The sequence below is a fragment of the Dyadobacter fermentans DSM 18053 genome (assembly GCF_000023125.1).
Lineage (GTDB): Bacteria > Bacteroidota > Bacteroidia > Cytophagales > Spirosomataceae > Dyadobacter > Dyadobacter fermentans.
Genome location: NC_013037.1, coordinates 108697 through 132553, shown reverse-complemented (window position 1 = coordinate 132553; position 23857 = coordinate 108697). Strand labels below are relative to the sequence as shown.

General features: G+C 51.7%; 24 protein-coding genes and 1 riboswitch. Of the genes, 5 read left to right on the top strand and 19 right to left on the bottom strand.

Annotated features, from left to right (window positions below):
* Positions 1-3 precede the first annotated feature (3 nt).
* The 5 genes from purL to DFER_RS00545 form a co-directional block, all read right to left on the bottom strand.
* Positions 4-3669 (bottom strand): phosphoribosylformylglycinamidine synthase, encoded by a 3666-nt coding sequence (gene purL / locus DFER_RS00565; RefSeq protein WP_012779735.1) that lies wholly within the window; start codon positions 3667-3669, stop codon positions 4-6.
* A 127-nt stretch (positions 3670-3796) separates the two neighbouring features.
* On the bottom strand, positions 3797-3985 hold the full coding sequence (locus DFER_RS00560; protein WP_012779734.1) for a type II toxin-antitoxin system VapC family toxin: 189 nt from the start codon (positions 3983-3985) through the stop codon (positions 3797-3799).
* Positions 3986-4201, bottom strand: a complete 216-nt coding sequence (locus DFER_RS30410; RefSeq protein WP_012779733.1) for a DUF2281 domain-containing protein — start codon at positions 4199-4201, stop codon at positions 3986-3988.
* A gap of 48 nt (positions 4202-4249) precedes the next feature.
* Positions 4250-4735 carry a DUF6644 family protein gene (locus DFER_RS00550; protein ID WP_012779732.1) on the bottom strand — a complete coding sequence of 162 codons (486 nt, stop codon included), beginning with the start codon at positions 4733-4735 and terminating at the stop codon, positions 4250-4252.
* Positions 4736-4738: 3 nt separating this feature from the next.
* On the bottom strand, positions 4739-5092 hold the full coding sequence (locus DFER_RS00545; protein WP_012779731.1) for a DUF6152 family protein: 354 nt from the start codon (positions 5090-5092) through the stop codon (positions 4739-4741).
* Between the two features lie 135 nt (positions 5093-5227).
* Here DFER_RS00545 and DFER_RS00540 point away from each other — a divergent pair, with 135 nt between their 5' ends.
* Positions 5228-5776 (top strand): DUF4468 domain-containing protein, encoded by a 549-nt coding sequence (locus tag DFER_RS00540; RefSeq protein ID WP_143828617.1) that lies wholly within the window; start codon positions 5228-5230, stop codon positions 5774-5776.
* A 6-nt stretch (positions 5777-5782) separates the two neighbouring features.
* On the opposite strand, the gene DFER_RS00535 is transcribed toward DFER_RS00540, so the two are convergent.
* The 3 genes from DFER_RS00535 to DFER_RS00525 form a co-directional block, all read right to left on the bottom strand.
* Positions 5783-6610, bottom strand: coding sequence for an SGNH/GDSL hydrolase family protein (locus tag DFER_RS00535; protein ID WP_012779729.1), 828 nt, complete (start codon positions 6608-6610; stop codon positions 5783-5785).
* Between the two features lie 160 nt (positions 6611-6770).
* Entirely contained in the window at positions 6771-7187 is a 417-nt protein-coding gene (locus DFER_RS00530; protein ID WP_012779728.1) for a hypothetical protein, read from the bottom strand.
* 378 nt (positions 7188-7565) lie between these two features.
* Complete coding sequence (locus DFER_RS00525; protein WP_012779727.1) at positions 7566-7757, bottom strand: hypothetical protein; 192 nt, start codon at positions 7755-7757, stop codon at positions 7566-7568.
* A 145-nt stretch (positions 7758-7902) separates the two neighbouring features.
* Here DFER_RS00525 and DFER_RS00520 point away from each other — a divergent pair, with 145 nt between their 5' ends.
* Complete coding sequence (locus DFER_RS00520) at positions 7903-9534, top strand: alpha-amylase family glycosyl hydrolase (protein WP_012779726.1); 1632 nt, start codon at positions 7903-7905, stop codon at positions 9532-9534.
* Between the two features lie 11 nt (positions 9535-9545).
* Here the strand turns inward: DFER_RS00520 and DFER_RS00515 are convergent, their stop codons facing one another.
* A complete protein-coding gene (locus DFER_RS00515) occupies positions 9546-9893 on the bottom strand; it encodes a DUF488 domain-containing protein (protein WP_012779725.1) in 348 nt (115 codons plus the stop codon).
* 212 nt (positions 9894-10105) lie between these two features.
* Here DFER_RS00515 and DFER_RS00510 point away from each other — a divergent pair, with 212 nt between their 5' ends.
* Together DFER_RS00510 and DFER_RS00505 are read left to right on the top strand one after the other, a co-directional pair.
* Complete coding sequence (locus tag DFER_RS00510; protein WP_012779724.1) at positions 10106-11314, top strand: SGNH/GDSL hydrolase family protein; 1209 nt, start codon at positions 10106-10108, stop codon at positions 11312-11314.
* A complete protein-coding gene (locus tag DFER_RS00505) occupies positions 11311-11751 on the top strand; it encodes a hypothetical protein (RefSeq protein ID WP_012779723.1) in 441 nt (146 codons plus the stop codon). Before DFER_RS00510 ends, DFER_RS00505 begins: the two co-directional genes overlap by 4 nt.
* Positions 11752-11813: 62 nt before the next feature.
* Here DFER_RS00505 and DFER_RS00500 read toward each other — a convergent pair whose 3' ends face one another.
* The 9 genes from DFER_RS00500 to DFER_RS28990 all read right to left on the bottom strand — a co-directional run bounded on the left by DFER_RS00500 (position 11814) and on the right by DFER_RS28990 (position 22143).
* The gene (locus DFER_RS00500) at positions 11814-12050 is read right to left on the bottom strand and encodes a hypothetical protein (protein ID WP_012779722.1); all 237 of its coding nucleotides are present in this window, start codon (positions 12048-12050) and stop codon (positions 11814-11816) included.
* Positions 12051-12053: 3 nt separating this feature from the next.
* The gene (locus tag DFER_RS00495) at positions 12054-14441 is read right to left on the bottom strand and encodes a TonB-dependent receptor (RefSeq protein ID WP_012779721.1); all 2388 of its coding nucleotides are present in this window, start codon (positions 14439-14441) and stop codon (positions 12054-12056) included.
* 158 nt (positions 14442-14599) lie between these two features.
* A riboswitch (cobalamin riboswitch) is annotated at positions 14600-14849 on the bottom strand.
* 106 nt (positions 14850-14955) lie between these two features.
* The gene (locus tag DFER_RS00490) at positions 14956-16002 is read right to left on the bottom strand and encodes a cytochrome-c peroxidase (RefSeq protein ID WP_012779720.1); all 1047 of its coding nucleotides are present in this window, start codon (positions 16000-16002) and stop codon (positions 14956-14958) included.
* Between the two features lie 7 nt (positions 16003-16009).
* Positions 16010-16801, bottom strand: coding sequence for an MbnP family protein (locus DFER_RS00485; RefSeq protein ID WP_143828616.1), 792 nt, complete (start codon positions 16799-16801; stop codon positions 16010-16012).
* A 104-nt stretch (positions 16802-16905) separates the two neighbouring features.
* Complete coding sequence (locus DFER_RS00480) at positions 16906-17817, bottom strand: transporter family protein (RefSeq protein ID WP_012779718.1); 912 nt, start codon at positions 17815-17817, stop codon at positions 16906-16908.
* Positions 17818-17836: 19 nt separating this feature from the next.
* A complete protein-coding gene (locus DFER_RS00475) occupies positions 17837-18934 on the bottom strand; it encodes a cytochrome-c peroxidase (RefSeq protein WP_012779717.1) in 1098 nt (365 codons plus the stop codon).
* Positions 18935-18975: 41 nt separating this feature from the next.
* The gene (locus DFER_RS00470) at positions 18976-19800 is read right to left on the bottom strand and encodes an MbnP family protein (RefSeq protein ID WP_012779716.1); all 825 of its coding nucleotides are present in this window, start codon (positions 19798-19800) and stop codon (positions 18976-18978) included.
* 81 nt (positions 19801-19881) lie between these two features.
* A complete protein-coding gene (locus tag DFER_RS00465; protein WP_229206137.1) occupies positions 19882-20283 on the bottom strand; it encodes a hypothetical protein in 402 nt (133 codons plus the stop codon).
* A 117-nt stretch (positions 20284-20400) separates the two neighbouring features.
* Complete coding sequence (locus DFER_RS28990) at positions 20401-22143, bottom strand: serine hydrolase domain-containing protein (protein WP_012779714.1); 1743 nt, start codon at positions 22141-22143, stop codon at positions 20401-20403.
* A 169-nt stretch (positions 22144-22312) separates the two neighbouring features.
* Here DFER_RS28990 and DFER_RS28985 point away from each other — a divergent pair, with 169 nt between their 5' ends.
* Positions 22313-22948, top strand: a complete 636-nt coding sequence (locus tag DFER_RS28985; protein ID WP_187293417.1) for an FISUMP domain-containing protein — start codon at positions 22313-22315, stop codon at positions 22946-22948.
* A 50-nt stretch (positions 22949-22998) separates the two neighbouring features.
* Here the strand turns inward: DFER_RS28985 and DFER_RS00450 are convergent, their stop codons facing one another.
* Positions 22999-23277 carry a DUF3253 domain-containing protein gene (locus DFER_RS00450; RefSeq protein ID WP_222837297.1) on the bottom strand — a complete coding sequence of 93 codons (279 nt, stop codon included), beginning with the start codon at positions 23275-23277 and terminating at the stop codon, positions 22999-23001.
* Between the last annotated feature and the right edge of the window lie 580 nt (positions 23278-23857).

Below are 23857 nucleotides of genomic sequence, written 5' to 3'. Positions count from 1 at the left end.
AAATTACTTATTCCGCTCTTCAATCCATTTCCGGGCGTTCACGAATGCTTCCATCCATGGCGAAACTTCGTCTTTGCGGCCCTCTGGATAATTTGCCCAATGCCATTGGAAAAGTGATCGTTCGATGTGCGGCATCGTTACCAGGTGGCGGCCCGTGTTATCGCAGAGAATGGCCGTGTTGTAGTCCGAGCCGTTCGGATTGGCGGGGTATGTTTCATAGCCATATTTGGAAACGACATTATATTGATTCTCAGCCAGTGGCAACTGGAAGCGGCCTTCACCGTGCGATACCCACACGCCCAGCGTAGCACCGGCGAGGGACGATAGCATTACCGAGCTGTTGGGCTGCACGGTCATCGATGTGAAGATGCTTTCATGTTTGCCGCTCGCGTTATGCAGCATTTTTGGCTTCTCTTCATGATCCGGGTTGATTAGACCGAGTTCGACGAAGAGCTGGCAGCCGTTGCAAATGCCGACAGAGAGCGTATCCTCGCGTTTGAAGAAGTTTTCGAGCGCGATTTTCGCCTTTTCATTATAAAGGAATGCGCCTGCCCAGCCTTTCGCAGAACCGAGAACGTCCGAATTCGAGAATCCGCCTACGGCACCGATGAACTGGATATCTTCCAATGTCTCGCGGCCGGAAATGAGGTCGGTCATGTGAACGTCCTTTACATCGAAGCCGGCCAAGTACATGGCATTTGCCAGTTCACGTTCCGAATTGCTGCCTTTCTCGCGAAGTACTGCTGCTTTCGGGCGTGGTTTCGAAGCGTCGATGACCGGCTTTTTGCCGTCGAACTGCACCGGGAATTTATAACGCAGCACGTGGTGCTTGTAGTTGTCGAAACGCTCTTTGGCGAGGCCGTTGCCTGTTTGTTTTTGGTCAAGCAAATAAGAAGTTCTGAACCAAACATCCCGCAAATGGTCAATATCGAAATCCCATTTACCTGCTGCATCTTTCACTGTGAGCGTCGAAGCGAGGTTTACGGTTCCGATTTTATGGAACGTTACGCCATTTTCCGCCAAAATAGCTTCGGCAGATTCGTCGGCCTGGAATACGATTCCGATGTTTTCGGAGAATAGTTTTTCGATAATGTCCTGCTCGCCAAGGCCCGATAGATCAATGGAAGCGCCCAGATCGCGGTCTGCAAAGCACATTTCGAGCAATGTCGTGATCAACCCGCCGCTGCCGATGTCGTGGCCCGCCTGGATTTTACCGGTTTTGATCAGTTGCTGGATCGTGTTGAATGTAGTTTTGAACTGCGCCGCATCCTGAATATCCGGCGTTTCAGAGCCAATTTTGTTCAGGATTTGGGCAAATGACGAACCGCCGAGTTTGAAACGATCGCCAGAGAGATTAATATAATAAATAGAACCGCCCGATTTGCGCAGTACTGGTTCCACCACGGCTGTAATGTCGTCGCAATGCGCGCCCGCGGAAATGATAACGGTACCGGGAGCGATGACGTCGCCGTCTTTGTATTTCTGCTTCATCGACAGGGAGTCTTTTCCTGTCGGGATATTGATTCCCAGGCTGATAGCAAAGTCGGAGCAGGCTTGTACGGCTTTGTACAAACGGGCGTCCTCACCCTCGTTTTTACAAGCCCACATCCAGTTGGCCGAAAGCGATACCGTCGCCAGACCATCTTTCAATGGTGCCCAAACGATGTTGGAAAGCGCCTCGGCTACGGCGTTGCGGCTACCTGCGGCGGGGTCGATCAACGCCGAAAGTGGTGCGTGACCGATGGAAGTTGCGATCCCGTCTTTGCCCTGGAAGTCGAGGGCCATTACGCCTACGTTGTTCAATGGTAGTTGCAACGGACCTGCTGTCTGCTGCTTTGCCACGTGGCCACCCACGCAGCGGTCGACCTTATTCGTGAGCCAATCTTTGGACGCAACCGCTTCGAGTTGAAGCATTTGCTCCAAATACTCATGCAGTTTCCCTGTTTCGTACTGAACAGCCTCGTAACTGCGCTCTATGGTTTTATCGCGCATGTAAGTTTTTGGCGAGCTGCCGAACATTTCCTCCATCGCGAGATCCATCGGCTTGGCACCGGTGGTTGACGATTCGAATGTGAAGCGATGGTCGCCGGTTACCTCCCCTACCGTGTACATCGGCGCGCGTTCGCGGTCGGCGATGCGTTGCAGGAAGTCGATATCGTTCTGGCTGATCACGAGGCCCATTCTTTCCTGGGATTCGTTGCCGATGATTTCTTTGGCAGAAAGCGTCGGGTCGCCTACGGGGAGTTTATCAAGGTCGATCTTGCCGCCGGTTTCTTCCACGAGTTCCGACAAGCAGTTCAAATGCCCGCCCGCGCCATGGTCGTGAATGGAAACGATCGTGTTATTACCGCTTTCCACCATCCCGCGCACCGCGTTGGCGACGCGCTTCTGCATTTCAGGGTTGGAGCGCTGGATCGCATTCAATTCGATACCCGAGCCGAATGCGCCCGTATCCGCAGACGAAACGGCCGCGCCGCCCATCCCGATCCGGTAGTTTTCACCGCCCATGACCACCACTTTGTCGCCGGTGACAGGCGTATGTTTTTTAGCCTGATCGGCCTTTCCGTAACCGATACCGCCGGCCTGCATAATCACTTTGTCGTAACCCAGCGTGCGGCCGCCCTCTTCGTGCTCGAATGTCAGTACCGAGCCCACGATCAGCGGCTGACCGAATTTGTTACCGAAATCGGTGGCGCCATTGGAAGCCTTGATGAGGATATCCATCGGCGTTTGATACAGCCATTGACGTTCTTCCACACCTTTTTCCCATGGACGGTTTTCTTCCAAACGCGAGAGCGCGGTCATGTATACGGCCGTGCCCGCGAGCGGGATGGCGCCTTGTCCGCCTGCGAGGCGGTCGCGGATTTCACCGCCCGAACCGGTAGCAGCGCCGTTGAACGGCTCTACGGTAGTCGGGAAGTTGTGGGTTTCCGCTTTCAGCGAGAGTACGGATTCAAAATCCTTGATTTCGTAGTATTCCGGCACATCCGGGCGCTTCGGCGCAAATTGTTGCACCACCGGGCCTTTCACAAATGCGACGTTGTCTTTATAAGCCGAAACGATCGTATTAGGGTTCGTTTCGGAGGTTTTCCGGATTAATTTAAATAAGGAAACCGGCTGCTCCTGACCGTCGATCACGAAAATGCCATTGAAGATCTTGTGGCGGCAGTGCTCGGAGTTGACTTGTGAGAAACCGAATACCTCCGAGTCGGTAAGCTTGCGGCCCAGCTTTTCGGCGAGGCCGTTGAGGTAATCCACCTCTTCATCGCTCAGCGCGAGTCCTTCCTGTTTGTTATAAGCAGCAATATCGTCGATTTCCTGAACGGGTTCGGGTTTGATATTGATGGTGTAAATGTCCTGGTTCAGTTCGCTGTATTTCTGCGAAAGCATCGGATCGAAGTCCGTAAAATCAGCGTCTACCTTCTTAAACTCCTCGATGCGCACAATGCCTTCCAGACCCATATTCTGGGTAATTTCGACGGCATTGGTGCTCCACGGCGTGATCATCGCTGCACGTGGGCCTACGAAATAATCTGTGAGAACGGTCTCCTTGCGGAGTTCTGCGCCGCCGAAAAGCCAGCTTAATTTGGAGGAATCGGAGGCATCGAGCGTTCGCTCGGTTTGTAGTGCAAAGACGGTTGCGTCCCCGCCTGTGAAGAAGTAAATCATGATGTCCAATTAAGGCGCAAAGGTACGATAAAAATCACCGAAGGCCATAGGAAGAGTGAAAATTGCTGTTGTACCATGATAACAGCCCAAGCAATACACGTCGTTCCCGCTAGTGGACTTTTTTCGACTACCAGACGACGCTCACCTGGCCGACATAATTGCCTATTTTCAATTTGATACAAATCTCGATCAGGCTTGCCGCACTCACAACAACTTCGTTGCCGGCGTCCTCAATGATTTGCCTGGCCTTGGCGGACATTTGAATGTCGCCTTCTATGAACCAGAGTAAAGTGTGTGTATCTAGCAGAAATTTCATTTACATATAGTCTTTCAAATCATCCAGCGGTTCATCAAAATCGGGCGCAAGTTCGATCGTACCTTTTCCTATGCCGAACGGACGCCTTGCCGGAGGATTCATCGTGGCTTCAACCTCCTCGAAGATCACTTTCACCTTGGTCTTAACTGCCACGTCAGGTTTATGGTCCAATGTAATCTTCCCGTCCTCGTAAATACCCTCAATTACCATTTGCATATTCGCATATCTTGGCTTTATCAAATATAATGAAACAGCGCCGCTTCGTCAATAAGCCAGCAACCGCCCGCACGCAACTACCGCTATCCACACCACAATCGAAACCACCCCGCATACCCGCGCGGCCGCAGGCAGTTCACCTGACGCGCCACCGCGCTTGAATGGCGCGTAAATCACCCGGTGAAAGACAAAGACATTCAGCGCCGCAAGCACGATGAGCCCGATTTTGAGCCAGAATACCGGATCGGTGCCGAGCGCCTGGGCGTTGGTGATGAATAGGAGAATGCCCGAGGGAATGATGAGCACAAGGCCGCGCTGCGACCAGGGCAACAAATGCCGGGAAAGGCCCGTAACGGGCAAATGGTGTGAAAAACCCAGCAGGCGCAGGTCGAAAAGAAACGCTGCGCCTACCAGCAGGACAATGCCTAATATATGTACGATTTCAAGCGCCGGATACAGCCAGAGCGACTGCCTGATCGCAACCGCCCAGGTCGATTTTTCCAGCCATTCAAGCCATTCGTGGTAGGATTGCACGCCTTATCGCAGTTCGTATTTATCGTTACCCACAAAAATGCGCTCGGCACGCATTTCATTTTTTTCGGTTTTATGCGGATAGGCGACGAAACGGATCGAGCTGCCCTTTTTGACCATATCCGCATTCAGCCCGCGGGATTCCATGCGCGTCACGGGCGCGAGGTACACGGTGGTGAGCTCTTTGTTCCGCTTCACTTTGGCGAGCACATGCGGATTTTCGTAAGTAAGTTCTTCAATCTTGGCCGTAAAATCGGTCGGTTTGGTCTGGTCGTAGTCGGCCCAGCCGTGGTGCAGGATCGTGAATGAAGCGCAAAGAAGCAGCGCGATTACAGGCAAAATGTGTTTGAGCTTAATCATAACCTGTTGAGTTTAGTACAATTAAATGTAACCAATTCATTTTGCTTAAAAAACCAAACCAATTAGAAACTCGATGCCTGCCCGGCGAAAATGTTTTCCGCTATATTTGCCCGTTCACCAATTCAGCTTCTTGTTTTGAAACATCTGATCCTTTTTGCGCTGCTCACAGCCGCTACCCACACATTCGCACAGGACGGCCGACTGCCGCTCGATTCCAAAAACAATATCAGCTACACCGACTCCGGGCAACCCAAACTCAGCAAAACAGAACTTCATCAAAAAGTAAGAGCGTGGGTCGATAAGAAATTCGGGAATGCGGAAAATGCGATTACCAGCGACGACACACAGGCAGGCATTATACTCATTACCAGCTACATACCCGTCATTCATTCAAGCTACCAGTACGTTCGCTTCGACCTTGGCGTTCAGTACAAGGACAATCAATACGACGCCCGCATCACCACGCTCGACGGCGTTTCGGCCGAGCACAGCCCCGTCCGCCTGAATGCAAAGGAAAACGACGACATTACCGCTAAGGAACAGATCGTTAAAACGGAGAGCAACCGCAAAAAACGCAAAGAAGCCGAGCTCAATTTGCAGGCAGCAAAGGCGGATAACGACGGTATCAACACATCGCTTTACAACCTGCTGGGTGATTTGAAAAACTATGTCATGGCCGAATAGGCCGGGCTATTTCAGCCCTTTCCACTTGCTGATCAGCATTTCGGCGATCACTTCGTAGCCTTTGTCGGAAGGGTGCAGGCCGTCGTAAGTCATGTCAATGGAGGCTTCGGGATAGGGATATTCGTCGGTTTCGGGGTTGAAAGGCACGTCCACAAAATCGGGATATTTATACTCCCGGTAAGCGCCTGATTGCGGATCTTTCAGGCGTTTGAAATGCACCATATTTTCCTGGCTAATCCCACTGTCGTGATACAAGTCGACCACGGCAATCCGCTCCTTCTTCCCTATCTCGTCCACTGCATTGGCAAACTGTTCCAGTGTTTGCCCGTTTTTAGGCTTGTAGGAGCCGAATGCATTGTTTTTGTAACTATTAATATAAACAAAATCCCCGCGCTGCATCGGCGTGATGAGGATGATCCTGGCCTTCCGGTTAAGCTGTTTCAGCTTGTCGGTAATGACGCGAAAAGCGCCATAAACGGTACTGGTGCCATTCGCCTGCTCGTAATCCGCGATGGTACCGAGCGGTTTTCCCTGCCACCAGTCGTTGGTGCCCAAAAACACCGTGTACACGTCCGCTTCCACCAGCCCTAGCGACTCGATTTTGTCAGCGATATTGATGGACGTCCACCCGTTATGTCCCTGATTGACATACGTAACCTGCGGAAATTTTTCCGCTATCAGCGTCAGGTACCCCTTTTGAATGCGGTTGCCTGTTTCGTTCCGGTGATCATTCAGGTAAGTAATCGAATCGCCGATGGCTACCCAGGTAATTTTTCGCGGTCGTGATGCCGCTGCGATCATGACCAGTGCGAGCAGAAGGAGCAGTTTTTTCATGCAGAGCGTTAAATTTCCTGAAAGTTAACCGAACCGCACTGGTGCTGCAAATCCATCCGGATTTTCAGGCAATCCATTGCGCTCAACTGCCCGGTAATATTAACAAAAAGAGGCCGTCCACTGCTGAACGGCCTCATGGCATTCCAAGATTGAGGAGTGGCTATGCGAAGAAACTCGGGCGCTGCAGATAGGCAGGATGCCAGCTCGCATCGCGGCGGCGCAATGCACGCGCAATGCCCAGGATTGCTTGTTCACGGTTATGCTGGTGCTCGCCGGTTCCTTTTCCGCCAAGGTATTCGCCTACGATTTCCCACTCGAAAGTGTCGGCCTTTGAATCGTAAATGCCCACCGGCACCCGGTTTTCATCGGTGAGCATAAGCCCCTGAACCACTTGCGCTTCTTCCTGCGTGTGACAGCCAACGTGCTGGTACTGACCATTCAGCGTGTATACAACCGAATAACGGTTCTCTGAATATTGTTCTGTTTTTTGTGATGTGCGGTCGATAAAAATCTGACCCAGCAATGCCCGGAAACCTGCCGGTACATATCTGCCTTTACGCTTTTGTACTTTTTTCATGCTTTTGAATTTTACTGAGTGCCCGGAGGGCGGATTCACAGGAGGTTTGCTGATCTGTGCGCTTACTGGATATTATTGATAAAATACTAAAACTACTTATTTTGCAAACCAGCAGATTATATGTCTTTAATTGTTCTACTACTTAAAACTATAATTGTTTATCAATAGTTTACAAAAGTACTGAATCTTCGCACCCAAGCATTAAATTCTTCAAATCACCGTCTCAATACATTAGAATAATACCAAAACTAGCGACAGATAGCTAGCACATCAAAGCCTCAAAACCCATAAAAAGATCGCTGACGGACGTGTCCCCATCAGCGATCAATGTCTCGCGGAACCGGCGTTTGGCCGCTCGCCGGTAAGCGGACCGGCGGGTTATGCCACCTGCATATATGCTTCTTCGATGAGCCTTTTAATGTCCTCCTCGCATTCTTTCACGCGGATGGAAATACTTGTGCCGAGGAAGATCGTACAACCGTGGCTGTACCCCATGTAATAGAGGATCTTCTCTACGCTTACGTTCAGACTTTCGTCGAATTCGCCGGTTACTTTAATGAATGGCATCATGGTCTGAGTAAATTTTGATTTACTTAAATATAAACAATACACTTCGATTCTCCATGTTTTTTATCAAATAATTCCTATAAAAATTCTCCCGCTTCACGTGGTGTGATTTTTTAGCAGCTGGGCGGCATTAGCAAACTGAAAATCCATGGAATCAATCACCGGCACGAATCCGACAGACATCGACCATCTCTGGTGGCAAACCGGAATTATTTACCAGATTTATCCGCGCTCGTTTCAGGATACGAACGGCGACGGCATCGGCGACCTGAAAGGCGTCGTCCAGCGGCTCGACTACCTGCAATGGCTCGGCATCGACTGCGTGTGGCTGTCGCCCATCTACCCGTCGCCCATGGCCGATTTCGGCTATGATATTTCTGATTACCAGGGCATTCATCCGCTTTTCGGAACAATGGAGGACTTCGACGAGCTCCTGGAGCAGGTGCATAGCCGGGGAATGAAACTTATCCTTGACCTGGTGCCGAACCACACCTCCGACCAGCACCCCTGGTTCCTCGAATCGCGCTCATCGCGCGACAATCCGAAGCGCGACTGGTACATCTGGCACGACGCGGGCGAGAACGGCGCGTTGCCCAACAACTGGCTCAGCGTATTCGGCGGGCATGCATGGGAATGGGATGAAACCACGCAGCAATACTACTACCACGCATTCCTGAAACAGCAACCAGACCTCAACTGGCGCAATCCGGAAGTGCAGCAGGCGATGATGGACGTCATGCATTTCTGGCTGAAAAAGGGCGTGGACGGCTTCCGGGTGGACGTGATGTGGCACATGATCAAGGACGCCCGGCTGCGCAACAACCCCGTCGCTGCCAACACGCCATTCGTGGCAAGCGACCTCATTTACGAATACCACGACCCGGTGTATTCCACCGACCAGCCGGAAGTGCACGAGATCGTGCGGATGATGCGGCAGGTGACCAATGAATACGACGAGCGCGTGCTGATCGGCGAGATTTACCTTCCCATTCACAAACTTGTTACCTATTATGGCGCGGACAAATCCGGTGCGCATTTGCCGTTCAACTTCCAGCTGCTCACTTTGCCCTGGGATTCGCAGCAGATCGCCCGGGCGATAGATGAATACGAAGGCGCATTGCCGGCAGACGGGTGGCCAAACTGGGTACTCGGCAACCACGACCAGCCACGCGTGGCCAGCCGGGTGGGACGCTCGCAGGCACGCGTGGCCGCCATGCTCCTCCTGACACTCCGCGGAACGCCTACCATCTATTATGGTGATGAAATATGCATGCGCGACGTGCCCATTCCGCAGGACGAGGTGGTAGACCCGCAGGGACTCAATATGCCCGACCGAAATGTAAGCCGCGATCCGTCGCGCACACCCATGCAATGGGACCCGGATACCAATGCAGGATTTACCGACAGCAAACCCTGGCTGCGGCTGCCGTACAGCTACCAGCGCCAGAATGTGGCATTACAAAAAGAGGATCCCGACTCGATGCTGTCGTTTTACCGCAGCCTGATCAACCTCAGAAAACGGCAACCTGCATTCCAGACCGGCAAATTCACACCTGTTTACTCGGACAAACAACTTATCGCATTCATCCGCGAGAACGACGAGGACCGGTTCCTGGTAGTATTGAACCTTAGCCACAGGCCGGCCTACCTGAGACCTAAAAATGAAACTTATAAGGGGGAAATCATCATCAGCACGGAAACGGAGCGCATTGGCCTGCGCGTCGATAACAACCTGCTGCTGAGCGGCGATGAGGGATTGATTGTGAGATTGGAACGTTGAGTTAATGCAGGTCAGGCTTTTTCCAGAAGCTCTTTCAGGACGAGCGCCTGGTTGCGATCCGTTGTCCTGGCCGAAAACAGCAGCGTAAGCGTCTCGTTTTCGGCAGCCAGGGTCTTCAACTCTTGCAGAGCCTCCGATCCTTCGATTTCGGCGGTGAAACGAGCCGTAAACTCGTCCCATTCGTCCATATTGGCATGGAACCACTTGCGGAGCTCGTCGGAGGGAGCCACTTCCTTCATCCAGCGGTCGATGTGAGCCGCTTCTTTCGTTAAACCGCGCGGCCACAGGCGGTCTACCAGCACACGGTAGCCATCTGTGGCCGCTGCCGGGTCATAAATCCGCTTTGTTTTAACATTCATAGTGTGAAAATTTTAATGGTTAACTAAAAGCTAAAAATCGCGTAAAGTTAGCGATCCTGCCGATTTTGGCATAGATGACGCCGTTTGGTCAGAATTTGTAAAAGCCGTTTAATCAGAATTTACAAAAAAGGAAGCGGCGTCGCAACGAAAGGTAGAAAACTGAGTGTCTGCGGTTTATAAGTCAGGGTAATCGCTCAGTAAACCGCTCTTTCATGAATTGGATCGCATTTTTGTCGGGCCTGCTCCTCATGTGCCTGACACTTTTCCGCCAGGATTTTTTCGTCAGGCATTCCACTATTTTCCCCGTTTACTTTTTTCTGTTCCCGATTGGCCTCGTCATCATGCTCTGGTCGTTTTGCAATGGCAAAAAGAAACGGCTGGTCATTCTGCTGGGCATTTTCACTGTCATGGAAATAGCATTGGCAGGAAGCGTGTGGTATATGGCCGCATTTCAAAAGTATGCGCCTTTTTCGGACAGCTATTATTACTGGATAAGGCAGCAATATGCGGGTTCATTTAAAAACACGACCAATTTCAACTCCGAGCTCTCGCGATACGATTCGCTGCTTACTTACCGGTTCCGGCCGCAAATCACGGGCCGGTTCACCAACCCGGAATTCGATGTGGAAGTTAAAACGAATTCTGCCGGTGTGCGCGACGACGAAGCCAGCTTGCGCCATCCTAAAATCGTCGTGCTGGGCGACTCCCATGCCATGGGCTGGGGCGTGGAGCACGAAGAGCGTTTCTCGGAAGTGATTGAAAAACAACTCAAAATCAATGTATTGAATACCGGCGTGACCTCCTACGGCACCTACCGCGAAACCAAACTCCTCAACGAGCTGAACCTGGACTCCTGCAAACTGCTCATCATCCAATATTGTGACAACGACCTCGACGAAAACAAAGCAAACCTCGTAAAAGACCAGAAATCGAGCATCGACGCGTTCGGGTTTGAGGTGGCTGAAAAGCAGAATACGATCAGCAAAATCTATTTTCCATTCAAAGGCATTTACATAACCATTCGCTGGCTGATTGCCGAGGCGCTGAAAAAGTCCCCCGCCCCGGCTGCCATTGCCGCGGACGTCAAAACCGGCAGCCTAATACGTCAGCCAGAACATGCACAAGCCTTTTTTCCCTACCTGAACCGGATCCGGGAACGGTATCATGGCCCGATCGTCGTTTTCGACCTTGGGGTGTATAATTTCCCGATCGTGAAGGAATTCCAGACGTACCAGGCGCACCATCCGATGGAGAATGTGCATTTCATCAATATCCATCCACTTCTCGATACAAAATACTATTTTACCATCGACGACCACATCAACGCGCGCGGGCACAGGAAAATCGGTGAAGCGTTAGCTACATTTATACGCACAAACGGGTGGATGAATAAGCAATCAACCAAACTTCAAAGGCCATGAATTATTTCAGAACATTACCCTGGCGACTGGTGGCACCGGCGCTGCTTTTCGCACTCACCAACTGTACATCTGACGATCCCGCCGAACAAAACAAGGCATGTGATTGCAACGGAGCCATCGCAGACGAAGCCATCAAGGACAAAGAAGCAGTGGTGGTGCTGCTCGAAGGCAATAACCCCAATGGTTACCAGGGCCCGGACATGTATATATTAAGCACAGATCCGGCTGATTTCGAGCGAACCAGCCACGCCGCAGGCCCGAACATACTCGTGCCGTGCGTTACTTCATTATCGGTACCGGAAGAATACCAGAAACAGGGGCTGCGGATATTGGTTTCCTATCGGCGCAAGCAATGCTACGGCGCAATCACCTCCCCCGTCATGCGAAGCAATTACGGCTATTTCGTGCATTTGACAAACATTCAGCGCATGCCTTAGCGTTTTTTGACGGTTCGTGTTACTGATTTCCACGTGAGTACCAATCCGGTGCAGCTCACGCTCTATCCACCGATCAGCGTGTCGTTCACGCCGGCCACTGTTAATACTTCATTTAAATTCAATTTGCAGGCCTGTAAATCGACAGGCGGCAAATGCTGCAATTTCTCGTGCTGGCGCATGATCGGGTAGCGCACGTACATCATCGCGAATACGGACAGAAACCAGATCGCGAAAAGTAAACTCAATGCGAATCCCAGATAGCGGTGTACCAGCAGAAACACTTTAACGTTGGTTTTCATGCATTAAAGGCTATACCGCACCGTTACGAGGAAATTTCTGGTCGGGCCGGCCGAGAACTGGTTTGCGAAAATGGCATTCGCGAAATATTTTTCGTTGAAGAGGTTATTGACATTCAATCTTAAACCAATTTTCCCAATCCGGTATCCCAGCGCCGCATCGAAAACGGTGTAGGCGGGCAGCACGTAGCTGTTGGAACTGTTTGTGAAAGTCTCATCCATATAGTTGGCACCGGCACTCAGGCTCAGTCCTTTTACAGCACCCTGCTGCACTTCATAGTTCACCCAGGCATTCAGCAAGTTTTTGGGAGCAAAAGCCACCGTTTTCCCTGCCAGGGCATTGGTAGCCTCACCGGGCGAGTAAGGAAGGATTTCTGCTTTGGAAAATGTGTATCCCGCTCTCACGTCGAGCCCGGGCAGCAAGTTTCCATTCACTTCCAGCTCAACGCCCTTGGACTCCGCCGAGCCGATCCGCCTGTAAATGCCACCAGCAAGCGCTTCGAGCTGGTTATTCTTGCGCATGTAATAGAATGCCAGGTTAGCCGCCCATTTCCGTGAAAGCTCGAATCGGCTTCCGATTTCACCCTGGTAACCTGTTTCGGGATCGAAAGTCTCGCCGTTCGGCGCCACGCGTCGTGCAGGTTTGAAATAAGTGGAGAACGAACCGTAAACCGACAGCGGCTCCACCGGCTGATACACCAGCCCCAATCGGTAGGTCAATGCGGATTTGGAGATCGTCGATTCTGCGCCGTGCTCGGTTACATTGCGGTTGTTATCTACTTTATCGGTGTAATAGGTGCCGTTGAAAATATCATAGCGAAGACCCGCAAGTCCTTTCAGTTTGTCTGAGAAAGGGATAAAATCCTGCACGTAAATACCGTGGACATTTTCCATTGTTGCCCGGTAATTCAGATCGTTATGCGTCAGATAACCTTGGTTCAGGATCGGGTTACTGATAGGAATGGTCGCATTCAGGGCCGGGCCAAAAACATCGCCGTTATACGTTTTTCTATCCAGAATACTCACCGAATATCCTGCCAGCAGCTTGTGCTCGATCGGACCGGTACTAAAATCCCAGGTCAGTTCCAATTGGTTTTGCCACGGCTTGGTAAGGTGGTTGAAATAGAACGGAAACGAGCGCTGCAACGAATCCATCCCCGGGGTAAAGGTCAGCTCCTCGGTCGAGAAATAGTCGATATTATCGTCGTAGTAAGAAAGCTGGTTCGACAGTTTGAGGTTACTCGCCAACTGACGCGTGTACTTCAACTGGAAATCATAGCGGGTGTGTTTGAGAAAATCCTGCGGGTCGTTGTAGCGGGTATTTACATTCATGCCCGGAGCTGCTTTGCTGCCTTCGAGCACAGGAATACCTGCGTCGGTATCGTAAATGTCTTTGTTGGCCCCGATGGTCAGGTAGAACTGATCTTTGTCCGTCGGCGTGTATTCCAATGCCAGGTAGCCATTGTTGGTATTTGACCCCGAATGCCGGAAGCCGTCGGTGTCCGACATGCCGAAATCCACGCGGTAGCGCAGCTTATCGCTGATTGCCCCGCCCGCACCGGCACGGATTCTTCTTGTATTAAAGCTGCCATAACTAGCCGAAAAGTCCGCCTTAAAGCCCGCAGTGGGCCTTTTTCTGACGATATTGATAATGCCGCCCAATGCCGAATGTCCAAACAGCACGGAAGCCGGCCCTTTCAGTATTTCTATGGATTCCACATTGGCCAGGTTCGTGTTCGGCGCGCTGGTGGAAATGTTGTGCCGCTCATCGCGCACGCCATCCACCAAAAGCACGAAGTTGGAAAAACCGCGGATTGTAAAATGCTGAAAGCCGCCGTAGGTGTTGTTGGCCCGCACGCCTGTCGTATTTTTCATGGCCTCGCCCAAATCGTCGATACCGCGCTGTTCGATCGTTTTTGCCGATATGGTGGAAGTGGTGATGGGCATATCGCGCAGCGGGACGTCGATTTTGTTAATGCCCGAATAAGCCTGGCGCCGCGCGGTACTGATCACGACCTCGGAAAGCTCGTTGGTGCTGGTATTGAGTTTGTAATTCAATTCCAGCGCCTGGCCATCTTTGAGAACGATATTTTGCTTTTTTGCCTCATGGCCCACGCCGGTGGCAACGAGCGTGTAGCTTCCTGCCTGGACGTTTTTAATGTCAAACCGGCCGTCCGCGTCGGTTACGGCCGCATAGCTGGTGCCTTCCAGCCGCACGCTGATCCCGGCAATAGCATCGCCTTTTTCGCTTTGAATGGAGCCTGTCACCCGCCCCGGCGCAGCGCCGAAACTGGGAAATGAACACCATAACAGGGCGAATGAAATGAGTAGTAAAAATGAATTTTTCGCCTCCCTGCCGCTAGTCCGCGAGCAGCAGAATGTAGATGTTTGCATACTTTTAACTGATGGTTAGATGAGTTAAAGTCTCTTGCAGTATTTCAGGAAGCTTTCTTGGAACAACGGGGAACGGTCACGCAGGGGCGTAGTGGTTTTGTGATACCAAAACCATCAGACACAACAGATCCAGACCGACATACTTTATTCCGCGAAAGCGTCGACAACGTGAAAAGGCAGGTCTCCTGACTTGTAACATTTATATCATCCTTCCCAGAGCAATGATTGAATTTTGAATGAGTGAATAATTTAAATACTATTCATTTATTCAAAAATCAGTCAGTTATCTCCAGTGGATATAACCGATATAAACTTGAAGTGTTACTTACAGTTGCGCGACAGCTCGTGAATTGCACACGATTCCCTATTAATCTGCTACTTAGCAAAACCTTTCCCGATGGAAAATGAAAGAAAAGAACTTTTTAAGGGTGTAAAGATAAAAAGCACGGTGGCAATCACCACCATGCTTTCATGATTACTGACAAGTTTACATTTTTGCTGGCCGCCCGCCAGGCTAATGTGGTTTCTGATGCGCGGGGTTGCTTACGAACCGCTCGTCTGTCAATGTTGCCAGAAAGGCGATGATCTGGGTCTTCTGGACAGCACTGAATGCGAAGCCCTGCTGCGGGATGCGGCCATCGAGCGTGGCCGAATGCTGGATGCCGTTTGAATAATGGTCGAGCACCTTTTCGAGCGTGGGTATGCGGCCGTCGTGCATGTAGGGTGCTGTGAGCGTTACATTGCGAAGCGACGGCGTTTTGAATTTGCCCAAATCACCCTCGTCGTAGCTGATCCGGTAGCGGCCCATGAAGATTCCCTCGTGATCCTGGTTGTCGAAACGGCTGTCGAGCCCGTTGTTGTGGTAGCCGTTGTCCGTGAAAAGCTCGCCGGAATGGCATCCCTGGCAATGCTGCCGGACCAGCGCCAAGCCCGACATTTCTTCCGGAGTGAGCACTGCGCCGTTGCGTCCTAGCCGGAAATCGTCGTACCGCGAAGTCGCCGAAACGAGTGAGCGCTGGAACTGCGCGAGCGCTTTGGCCACATTCTGCGAGGTTATGCCTGCCGAAAAAGCCTCCTGGAAACCCTTCACGTACGACGCATCCGCATTGAGTTCATCCACCAGTTCGTACAAATCCTGGGCCATTTCGTCATGGGCGGTGAGCGGCCCGAACGCCTGCGATTCCAGGTTAGTCGAGCCGCCGTCCCAGAAAAGGCCGTTGGTCGCCCAGGCCAGATTGAACAGCGCCGGTGCATGCCGCAGCAACTGCGTGTCCGACACGCCTGATGTGCTAAGCGCGACCCCGTCGCTGAATGCCTTGGCGGGATCGTGACAGCTTGCGCAGGAAACCTTGTTGTTGGCCGACAAGCGCCGGTCATAGAATAGCTGCCTGCCCAGCCGGATGCCGGCCTCAGTCATAGGATTATGCGCATCCGGAACAGGAACAGGGAAATGCGGCGGCACCTCGAACGCATACGCGTTTTCCGCAGGTGCCACCGTATCCTTGTCACACGAGGAGATTAGCAAGACAATGCAAAACCAGCCCAGTTTGACCAACCGCATCACGAGTCTATTTATTCTCTTTGCTGAATGCAATCGCTTTGGTCGCGTAGTTGGTCGCCACGGTAGACATCAGTGCGGCGGTCATCGCATTGATCTTCGGGTTTTGCGAAACGTCAATGCCGTCAAAAATTTTGGTCACGTCCAGGTTCAGCGTTACGCCCCTGGTGGAAGCGGAATTCACCGCGGCGGGCAGGTCTATGGTCAGCGTTTTGTAGTTCGCATTCAGGCCGGTTTCCGCCAGAAACTCTTTGGTTGTGGCGCCTTGCTTCATGGTACCGCCCACCGATGAGAAAATATAGCTCGAATGCCACATCCAGGCGATGTTGCTCATGCCATTGGCAATGCTCAACTCCCCGCCGGTCAGGCTGAGGTTATCATTGTGCTGGGCATCCACACCGATGGAAAACTTGATGCTTTTGTATTCTGCGGCCGGAATGTCGCGGAATTTGATCGTCTCACGCTTTTTGGCCGGATACAGCGTGCTGTCGTTGATCGTGCCGGACAGGTTCAGGTCCGTTACCTCTTCCATCAGGTAATATGAATCCGGCACTTTATATTCGGCACCTTTTGAATCCACCAACACCACATTGCTGGCCCAGTAGCGGAGTTTTTTGAAGTTGAGCGTCTGGCCGCCGATCGAAAAGTCCTTGTTTAATGCAAAGTCCTCTGAACCCACCCGCGTATCAAGCGTAAGTTCAAATTCGCCGGCTGCAACGGGCGCGATAACCTCATTAGAATCGTCGTCGGAGCAGGATGCGAACAGAAGGGAAAATAATGCGATTGAAAGAATATGTTTCATTTTGATCATGTTTTTGGAATTGACTAAATACTATGGGATAACTAACGGAACCTGTGGTCCCGCAGCTGTCCGGAGCGTCTTTCGAGCCCCTAACGGTTTGTGAATCAGAATAAAAATCCGAGCTGAACCAGCACACGTTCTTTGGCAATCACGTGCCCCGAGGCGCTCTTTTGTGCAATGGGCTTCTGACCGGTGATGCCCAGTGTCCATTTGTTGGTAAAAAATGTAACGCCGGCTGTCGCATTCAAAAGCCGGCCGCCGGTAATGTCAAGCACTTCGCCCTTTTGAACACCATGAGCCGCATGTTCGCCGTACACGCCCAGACTGGGCGTTATGGAAAGCTTACCCACCTCGAATGACCGGTAAAGATCGACGGTACCATAGAGCTGGTTGCCAAAACGGTAATCCTGTGAATTGGTCGTGTTAAACTTGCGCGAAATGTTGGTCGAAAGCCCCCATTGATCTTTGTTGATCGTGTAGAAGGCACTCAGAATGAAGTCCGTACTTCCGGTACCCAACTGGAAGTTGGCATTGGCTACTTCCAGCGTATTGTTCTCGTCGAACTTAAAACGTCCCGTAGGCAGCTTGATGCCGCCGCCGACCAGCAAGGTGTGATTGAACGTCCGGGCATTCTCGCCGTCCATGAAAGTGTTGAACAGATTATAGTTGGCCAGCACCGTGATGTCGCCTAACCCATTCTGCTTTTTCACATCCGCGGAAGTAACCTGCTTGTCGATCCGGTAAGGAACAAACGCCATCACCTGGACGCGCTTGACCGGAAAAAACCGGGCGTACACCTCCCCCACATTGAAATGCTCCTCGGTGCGAAGTACCTTGCTATCGCCGTGCGTCACAAAATGCAGGCGCTGGTAGCGCAGGCCGATCACCGACTTGTGGGATTGGGGCAAAAGGCCGAAATACGCGCCGCTGTTTGCACAGCCGCAAATGTCGCAAGCGCGCGACCCGGTCGTAAACAGCAGCATCAGAAGGGTGAATGCAATATACCTGAGTTTCATATGTCAAGATTTTTGAGGTCTAAAAATTCGTCCCGACCCCGGGATCGGAAAGTTTGGAATTTCGGATGAACTGCTCGTCACTAAGCGTCCTGAGGAATGCGATAATGGACTTTTTCTCGCTGTCGGTCATATCGATGCCCGGCTTCCGGTCGGCGCGCTGCAATCCCGGATCGAGCGTCGGGGACTGCTGCACCGCCGAGGTGTAGTGATCCAGCACCTCTTCCAGCGTATGGTAGCGGCCGTCATGCATGTAGGGCGCCGTCAGACCGACATTGCGCAGACTGGGCACTTTGAATTTGTACTTATCTGCCGGATCGCCGGATGTTTCGGAACGCCCTTTATCGTCCAGCCGCAGCGGTACCAGCCCATTGTTGCGAAAGCTGTGATCCGTGAAAAGCTCTCCCGTGTGGCAGCTGCTGCATTTGGCCTTAAAAAGCACCAGCCCCTCCTGCTCCTGCGCATTCAGCGCCGAGCCATCGCCCTGTTTGAAAAAGTCATAGCGCGATTCGGCCGAAACCATCGTGAGCATGAATTGCGAAAGTGCCTTCATCATCCGCTCGGTGGTAATCTGATCGTCGCCAAATGCCTTGCGGAACATTTCGGGATAATTCACCGGCTTTTTGGCGGTAGCCAACGGCGTGGCCTGCAACTTGGCAATCACATTCTTGACCGTTTCGTCCATCTCCACCGGATTCTGGATTGGGTTGAATGGGACTTTGTCCAGATCATGCACGCCCCCGTCCCAAAAGAAAACCGGGTTCCAGGCCAGGTTCTGGATCGAAGGCGAGTTACGCGTCCCAAGCAGATCGTCGACGCCATGACTGAGCTCATGCCCGTGATGGGTAAATGCAGCCTCCTGCTGATGGCAGGTGCCGCAGCCGATCTGGTTGGTACGCGACAGGATACCATCGTAAAACAGGAACTTCCCCAGCTCGATCCCTTCCTCGGTCAGCGGATTTGTACTCAAATCATACACCGGATCGGGAAAATGCGCGGGTTTCTTCCAGGTCACGGCCGTGGGACCGGTCCAGACAGGCTCCACAGGCCGCTCCTCTTTTTGGCAGGCTGCAAATGCCAGCGCCAGGCCGGCCAGTACCATGCCCGGCACGACATCCATTTTTTGAAATGAATGCCAATTAAAAAAATGCCACATGACGCTCAATGGATATGGTCAACCGAAAACATCTTCGCGTAGTTGTTGGCGATCTGGCTGGCTTTCTCCTGTTGCTGAGTCATCACACTGCTGAATGCGGCAATGGACAAGTTGGTGCCCGGGCCGTTAAACACCTTCTGAACATCGGCAAAAAGATGTACTTCCGGCGTTTGAGTTGTGGTAACTTCTGCTTTGAGATCTCCGAACGATAGTTTCACAACGCGGGTGTTATTCACGGTGCGCAGCGTCATTCCGCCATACAGGCCGATGTGGTAATAAAACTTGCCATTCGCGGTGGAAGCTTTGGAAGAAGTACCCTCCATTTTCAGGAATATAAACCCGGATTCCCAGGCCCAGTACATGCCGTCCTCCATCATCGATCCGCCGGGGTCTAATACGCCCGTCCATTTATCGAGTGACATCGTGTTGCGCAGGCTGTCCACGCCGAGCATAAATTCCAATCCGGTGTAGGTACCGGGCGGCACGTTTTTCAGCCTCACAAACTGGGATTCCTTTTTATCCTCCATGATCAGAAAGTAGCTCGAATCCTGCGGCACGGTGTAGGAAGTGCCGTCCTGGCGGAGCAGCCTGATGTTGGAAACGTAGTAGTTAAACTTGGTGAGCACGAAGTCCTCGCCGGCCGCATTGGTATTAGCGGCGCCATTGAGTACCAGGTTTTTATCACCTACTATATTGTCGAATTCAATGGTGAGCGCACCATTGTTGCCGGTGGGAGGCGCGGGTTCAGCGGCATTGTCCGAACAGGACACGAGCATGAACACGGCTGCCACGGCCACCAGCAGGGCTGGCAAAACCTTGGAGAAATTCATTAGATAGGAAGTTGTAAGGCGACCCGGCCTTTTGGCGGATCAGCCTTGGTTTCTGTTATGACAAAGCAATGAGAGGCAATGTCAGCAGAGCGGCGGGTGGAAGATGTCCAGCACGAAGTTACGCCCGTTGAACGGGCTCGCGTAATTGAAGGTCACAGCAGGCAGAAGCTCCACTGTGCGGGGTGTTGTGATGAAGTGCGTGAGGAAGTCGTTGGTAACCGGGGCCTGGGCGGACAGCATTTTGGTCATAAAATCGCTTTCAGCCTGCCGCTGTTCCTGTTTTGCCGCCTCGGCGATGCGTTTGGCGAGGTAACATTTACCATCGCAATTCAGCTGCGGACGGTTACGGTTCTCGCACAGTGTGGAAATGATATAATCCTTGCGAAGCTCGTAATCAAGGTAAATAACGGGCACAACCATCGTCTTCACCAGCATCACTGCCAGCATCACAAAGACCAATGTTTGAGTTGCCCAACTTTTCACTTGCACCACTATTTACTGCAATCCGCACGATGCGGACGCGGGCAAAGATACTAATCAATTGAACTTGGCAAGTATTTTAATAGCAATTTATGGTTGGCAAACTGCATGATCTACCCGTTATTTTTCCACGAGATCGCAATCCGTAACCAGCCCGTCGGAAGTGAGATGGACGAGTATAAAGGTGTCCGGCTGACTGGACTTTAATTGGTAAGTCACAATCTCGCTCACGTGGCTTTCATGGCGCTTAATGCCCCGGCCTGCCACGTTTTCTGAATGGACGAAAGTCAATGATTTCAGCGTTTCCGGCTCGCGCATGCCTCCTGCGAAATCGCGTTTGGCGCCCGGCGTGAGGCCCGATGCTTCTTCCAATGTTTTACCGCCTTTTACCAAAGCCTGCAAAGCTGCCAGGATTTTGGGCGTGCGCGACGGGTCCGGATCGGCATTGGATTTACCCGCATCGGCCAGCGGCCCGATACGCGGCACTTTTCGCTCATAGCGCTGATCATTGTCTTGCAGCGTGAAGCCAGTCGCATTTCCACGATCGTCCGCATTGAAGATCACGGAAACATTGCGGTCGGTAGATGTAAACTTATTGGAACCAACCGCCACGAATTCTTCGTCCACAAAGCCATCTTCCAGGGTAAAGAGCCGCTGCCCCCCGGCCTCAAAAGTGACCATTCGATTGTTGAACAACTCATACCGGCCTTCGAAAGCCTTTAAAGCCTTGGCATCCACATCCACCGCGGCCGGTTTCGCCCGCTTGGCTGCAAATCCATCCCAATGGTAGTAGTCGGCGATAAAGTCTACGATCCTGCCCATCATATGCGAGTTATCATTCGCATTGATCATGATCACAATGCCATTTCCTTTGTGCGCACTGGCGGTGAGCAGCGCATCGAAACCTTCGTCGCGCCCGTTGTGACCGAAGCGGAGCGTGGTACTATCCCCCTGCAAAAAAACGCCCAATCCATCCCTGTTTTTCTGATCCGTCAGCATCTGGCGGGTCATCGACTGAGATAATATACTCCCTGATTTTCCGGCGTTAGCGTTCTGAATACTGATCGCGAACCGGGCCAGATCGGACGGCGTCGTCCACAATCCCGCGGCCGCCATCTCCGGATAAATGTGCCAGCGGCCTTCCACCACACTTCGGTTGTTATAGTGACCGGTTGCCGTCGACTTGGCGGGTTCGGGCGGTAACGGTTGCTGGTAGGTGCTATTGTTCATGCCCAATGGCGAAAGCACATGAATTTTCATGAATTCCGGGAAAGCAGCGCCCGTCACATCCTCCACTAGTTGCTGCATGACTGTATAACCGCCGCCCGAGTACCTCCAACGCGAGCCCGGCACAAAATCCACACGAACTGGTCGTGTATTGGCCGGGGCCGTCCCATCCAGAATTTGAATCACCGAAGGCATTTTTTCGCCCACGGCATATCCCGGAAACCCGTGCACGGTAAGTCCGGCAGTATGGCTGAGCAGCCCGCGCAGTGTGACCTTTTTATCCTTTGTGAATTCATTATCAGGCACTTTCCAACTTTTCAATTTAACATTAACATCCTCATCCAGAGCAAGTTTATTCTGTTCCACCAGATACAGCGCGCCCATAGCCGCCACGGATTTACTCACCGAACCCGCCTGGAACAATGTGTTCGTCGTGACAGGCACTTTTCCATCTTTATCAATAAGTCCGTATGCCTGCGCTTTCAGGATTTTTCCATCCTGGATGATAGCCAGTGACAAACCGGGAATGCGCCGCTTCTGCATTTGGCTGCGGATAAAATCGTCGAGTTCGTCGGCCTGGGCGTTGAATGCAAATAATAGAAGAGATAGAATCAGAAAAAGGCGGCGGTTTCTCATGGGTAGTTTGGCAGGGATGGTTTGAAGGATTTTCAAAACTATGCGTTTCTAGCCTATCGTCTGTTAATGCGCTGTAAAAGAACGTTAATGAAATGTAAATGCGGCTTTTTTTGACCTATAAAAACTCAAAGATTGGCGTTATTGTGATCAAACTAAACCTGGGATGATCATGATGAAACAACACGTCTTCGCAGCATTTGCTGTGTTATTCTTGAAACAGATGGGATTCGCGCAATCCACCGGCACCTTCACCGACGCGCGTGATGGCCAAACGTATAAAACGATCAGCTTTCAAGAATCCACGACGGGCAAAACCGTAACCTGGATGGCACAAAACCTGAACTACAAAGTTGACGGCAGCTATGCTTATGAATATAAGGAAAATAATCGAAACGAGCTGGGCTTGCTCTACACCTGGGAGGCGGCCAAAAAAGCCTGTCCCAGCGGTTGGCATGTGCCCACTGATAACGAATGGGCGACGCTTGTGCATCAATTTGGTGGAATGGACATGGCCGGCGAAGCGCTGAAAAGCGTCAAAAGCTGGAATGAAGACGGCAACGGCAATAACAGCAGTGGGTTCGATGCGCTTGCAGGAGGCCACCGAAGACCTGATGGCACTTATGTAGCTCAAGGTTTCCTCGGTATTTTTTGGACGTCGTCAATAAGCACTTCTGTCGACAAAGCCTGGGCATGGAACTTTCACTACGGCGGCCCTCCCAGCAGCAATAAACAAAATCTAAAAAAAGCCTTCCGCTGGGACAACGATGTCGCCGGCGGCTATTCGGTTCGGCTGGTCAGGGATTAGGCGCCTTTATATTTTCTTGACCCGACTACCTGCCCGTCGCCCACCTCGAATTAGGCAATCTTAATGCGGACCGGCCCCTTGATATTTTCCACATCCACCGGCGTCCCCTTTTGGGTAATTACCACGCTGCCTTCATGGTGCAAATCAATTGCTACTGCGAGTACGTCTTTCATGTGCTCACGCCAGTCATCAGGGAAAAGCATGCGCGCGATTTCCGAGGGGCAAGTGCTTTTCTGGCTACCGCGATGGATGGCGGTGGAGAGGATGGTGTTTGCTATTTTTTCGTCGTGCTGCATGGGATGATGGTGGGATGGGTTGACGCTAATCATTGCCGGATGTGGTGGAGATACTCAGAGGGACTGCCAATCGACAGTCCTAGCTTTTCTAAGCACTTTCCGCCATCCGCTCTAAACCTTCCCAGAGCAGTTTCAAATCACATAGTGCATCTTTTTCCGCTTGATCGAAGGGCACATCGGAGTGGTAAAGCGCCAAATCGTGAACCATTTTCAGAGAGCGCGACAACTACTGCCAACCCTGGCATTCCACTAGGTGCAGAAATTCGGCTTGGGAAGCTGTCAGCGGCGAGCCGGCAGCTAATGCGTGACGTGCATCATTCGTTGTGTTGGCTGAATGCTCATTCGAGCCTACATAAGAACTATTTGAAGTTTCCATTGGCAAAGGTTTTTGGGTGAATGAAATGGAGAGGTCACCGCAAACTTCAACGAAGAAACACTTCGGCCAGGTTTCGGGACTTACACCCGTATGCCTCTCCAAGGCCATTTTGGGCTGGCTTTTCTCAATAATTCCATAAGTGTTTCTTAAAGTTTGCGGGGCAAATATCGCAGATTACCGCGATGTCTTAAACTGTTATCCTCACCGAGAAGCCAAGATTTGCATAAATACAGCATG

What these genes read in the sequence shown, in the direction of transcription:
- DFER_RS28985 (WP_187293417.1), top strand. Translation starts at nt 22,313, where the DNA reads ATGATGAAACAACACGTCTTCGCAGCATTTGCTGTGTTATTCTTGAAA.
- DFER_RS00545 (WP_012779731.1), bottom strand. Translation starts at nt 5,092, where the DNA reads ATGATTAAGCTCAAACACATTTTGCCTGTAATCGCGCTGCTTCTTTGC.
- DFER_RS00510 (WP_012779724.1), top strand. Translation starts at nt 10,106, where the DNA reads ATGAATTGGATCGCATTTTTGTCGGGCCTGCTCCTCATGTGCCTGACA.
- DFER_RS00480 (WP_012779718.1), bottom strand. Translation starts at nt 17,817, where the DNA reads ATGAAACTCAGGTATATTGCATTCACCCTTCTGATGCTGCTGTTTACG.
- DFER_RS00515 (WP_012779725.1), bottom strand. Translation starts at nt 9,893, where the DNA reads ATGAATGTTAAAACAAAGCGGATTTATGACCCGGCAGCGGCCACAGAT.
- DFER_RS00485 (WP_143828616.1), bottom strand. Translation starts at nt 16,801, where the DNA reads ATGAAACATATTCTTTCAATCGCATTATTTTCCCTTCTGTTCGCATCC.
- DFER_RS00470 (WP_012779716.1), bottom strand. Translation starts at nt 19,800, where the DNA reads ATGAATTTCTCCAAGGTTTTGCCAGCCCTGCTGGTGGCCGTGGCAGCC.
- DFER_RS00530 (WP_012779728.1), bottom strand. Translation starts at nt 7,187, where the DNA reads ATGAAAAAAGTACAAAAGCGTAAAGGCAGATATGTACCGGCAGGTTTC.
- DFER_RS30410 (WP_012779733.1), bottom strand. Translation starts at nt 4,201, where the DNA reads ATGCAAATGGTAATTGAGGGTATTTACGAGGACGGGAAGATTACATTG.
- DFER_RS00450 (WP_222837297.1), bottom strand. Translation starts at nt 23,277, where the DNA reads ATGATTAGCGTCAACCCATCCCACCATCATCCCATGCAGCACGACGAA.
- purL (WP_012779735.1), bottom strand. Translation starts at nt 3,669, where the DNA reads ATGATTTACTTCTTCACAGGCGGGGACGCAACCGTCTTTGCACTACAA.
- DFER_RS00495 (WP_012779721.1), bottom strand. Translation starts at nt 14,441, where the DNA reads ATGCAAACATCTACATTCTGCTGCTCGCGGACTAGCGGCAGGGAGGCG.
- DFER_RS00505 (WP_012779723.1), top strand. Translation starts at nt 11,311, where the DNA reads ATGAATTATTTCAGAACATTACCCTGGCGACTGGTGGCACCGGCGCTG.
- DFER_RS00520 (WP_012779726.1), top strand. Translation starts at nt 7,903, where the DNA reads ATGGAATCAATCACCGGCACGAATCCGACAGACATCGACCATCTCTGG.
- DFER_RS00475 (WP_012779717.1), bottom strand. Translation starts at nt 18,934, where the DNA reads ATGGATGTCGTGCCGGGCATGGTACTGGCCGGCCTGGCGCTGGCATTT.
- DFER_RS00535 (WP_012779729.1), bottom strand. Translation starts at nt 6,610, where the DNA reads ATGAAAAAACTGCTCCTTCTGCTCGCACTGGTCATGATCGCAGCGGCA.
- DFER_RS00500 (WP_012779722.1), bottom strand. Translation starts at nt 12,050, where the DNA reads ATGAAAACCAACGTTAAAGTGTTTCTGCTGGTACACCGCTATCTGGGA.
- DFER_RS00560 (WP_012779734.1), bottom strand. Translation starts at nt 3,985, where the DNA reads ATGAAATTTCTGCTAGATACACACACTTTACTCTGGTTCATAGAAGGC.
- DFER_RS00525 (WP_012779727.1), bottom strand. Translation starts at nt 7,757, where the DNA reads ATGATGCCATTCATTAAAGTAACCGGCGAATTCGACGAAAGTCTGAAC.
- DFER_RS00490 (WP_012779720.1), bottom strand. Translation starts at nt 16,002, where the DNA reads ATGCGGTTGGTCAAACTGGGCTGGTTTTGCATTGTCTTGCTAATCTCC.
- DFER_RS28990 (WP_012779714.1), bottom strand. Translation starts at nt 22,143, where the DNA reads ATGAGAAACCGCCGCCTTTTTCTGATTCTATCTCTTCTATTATTTGCA.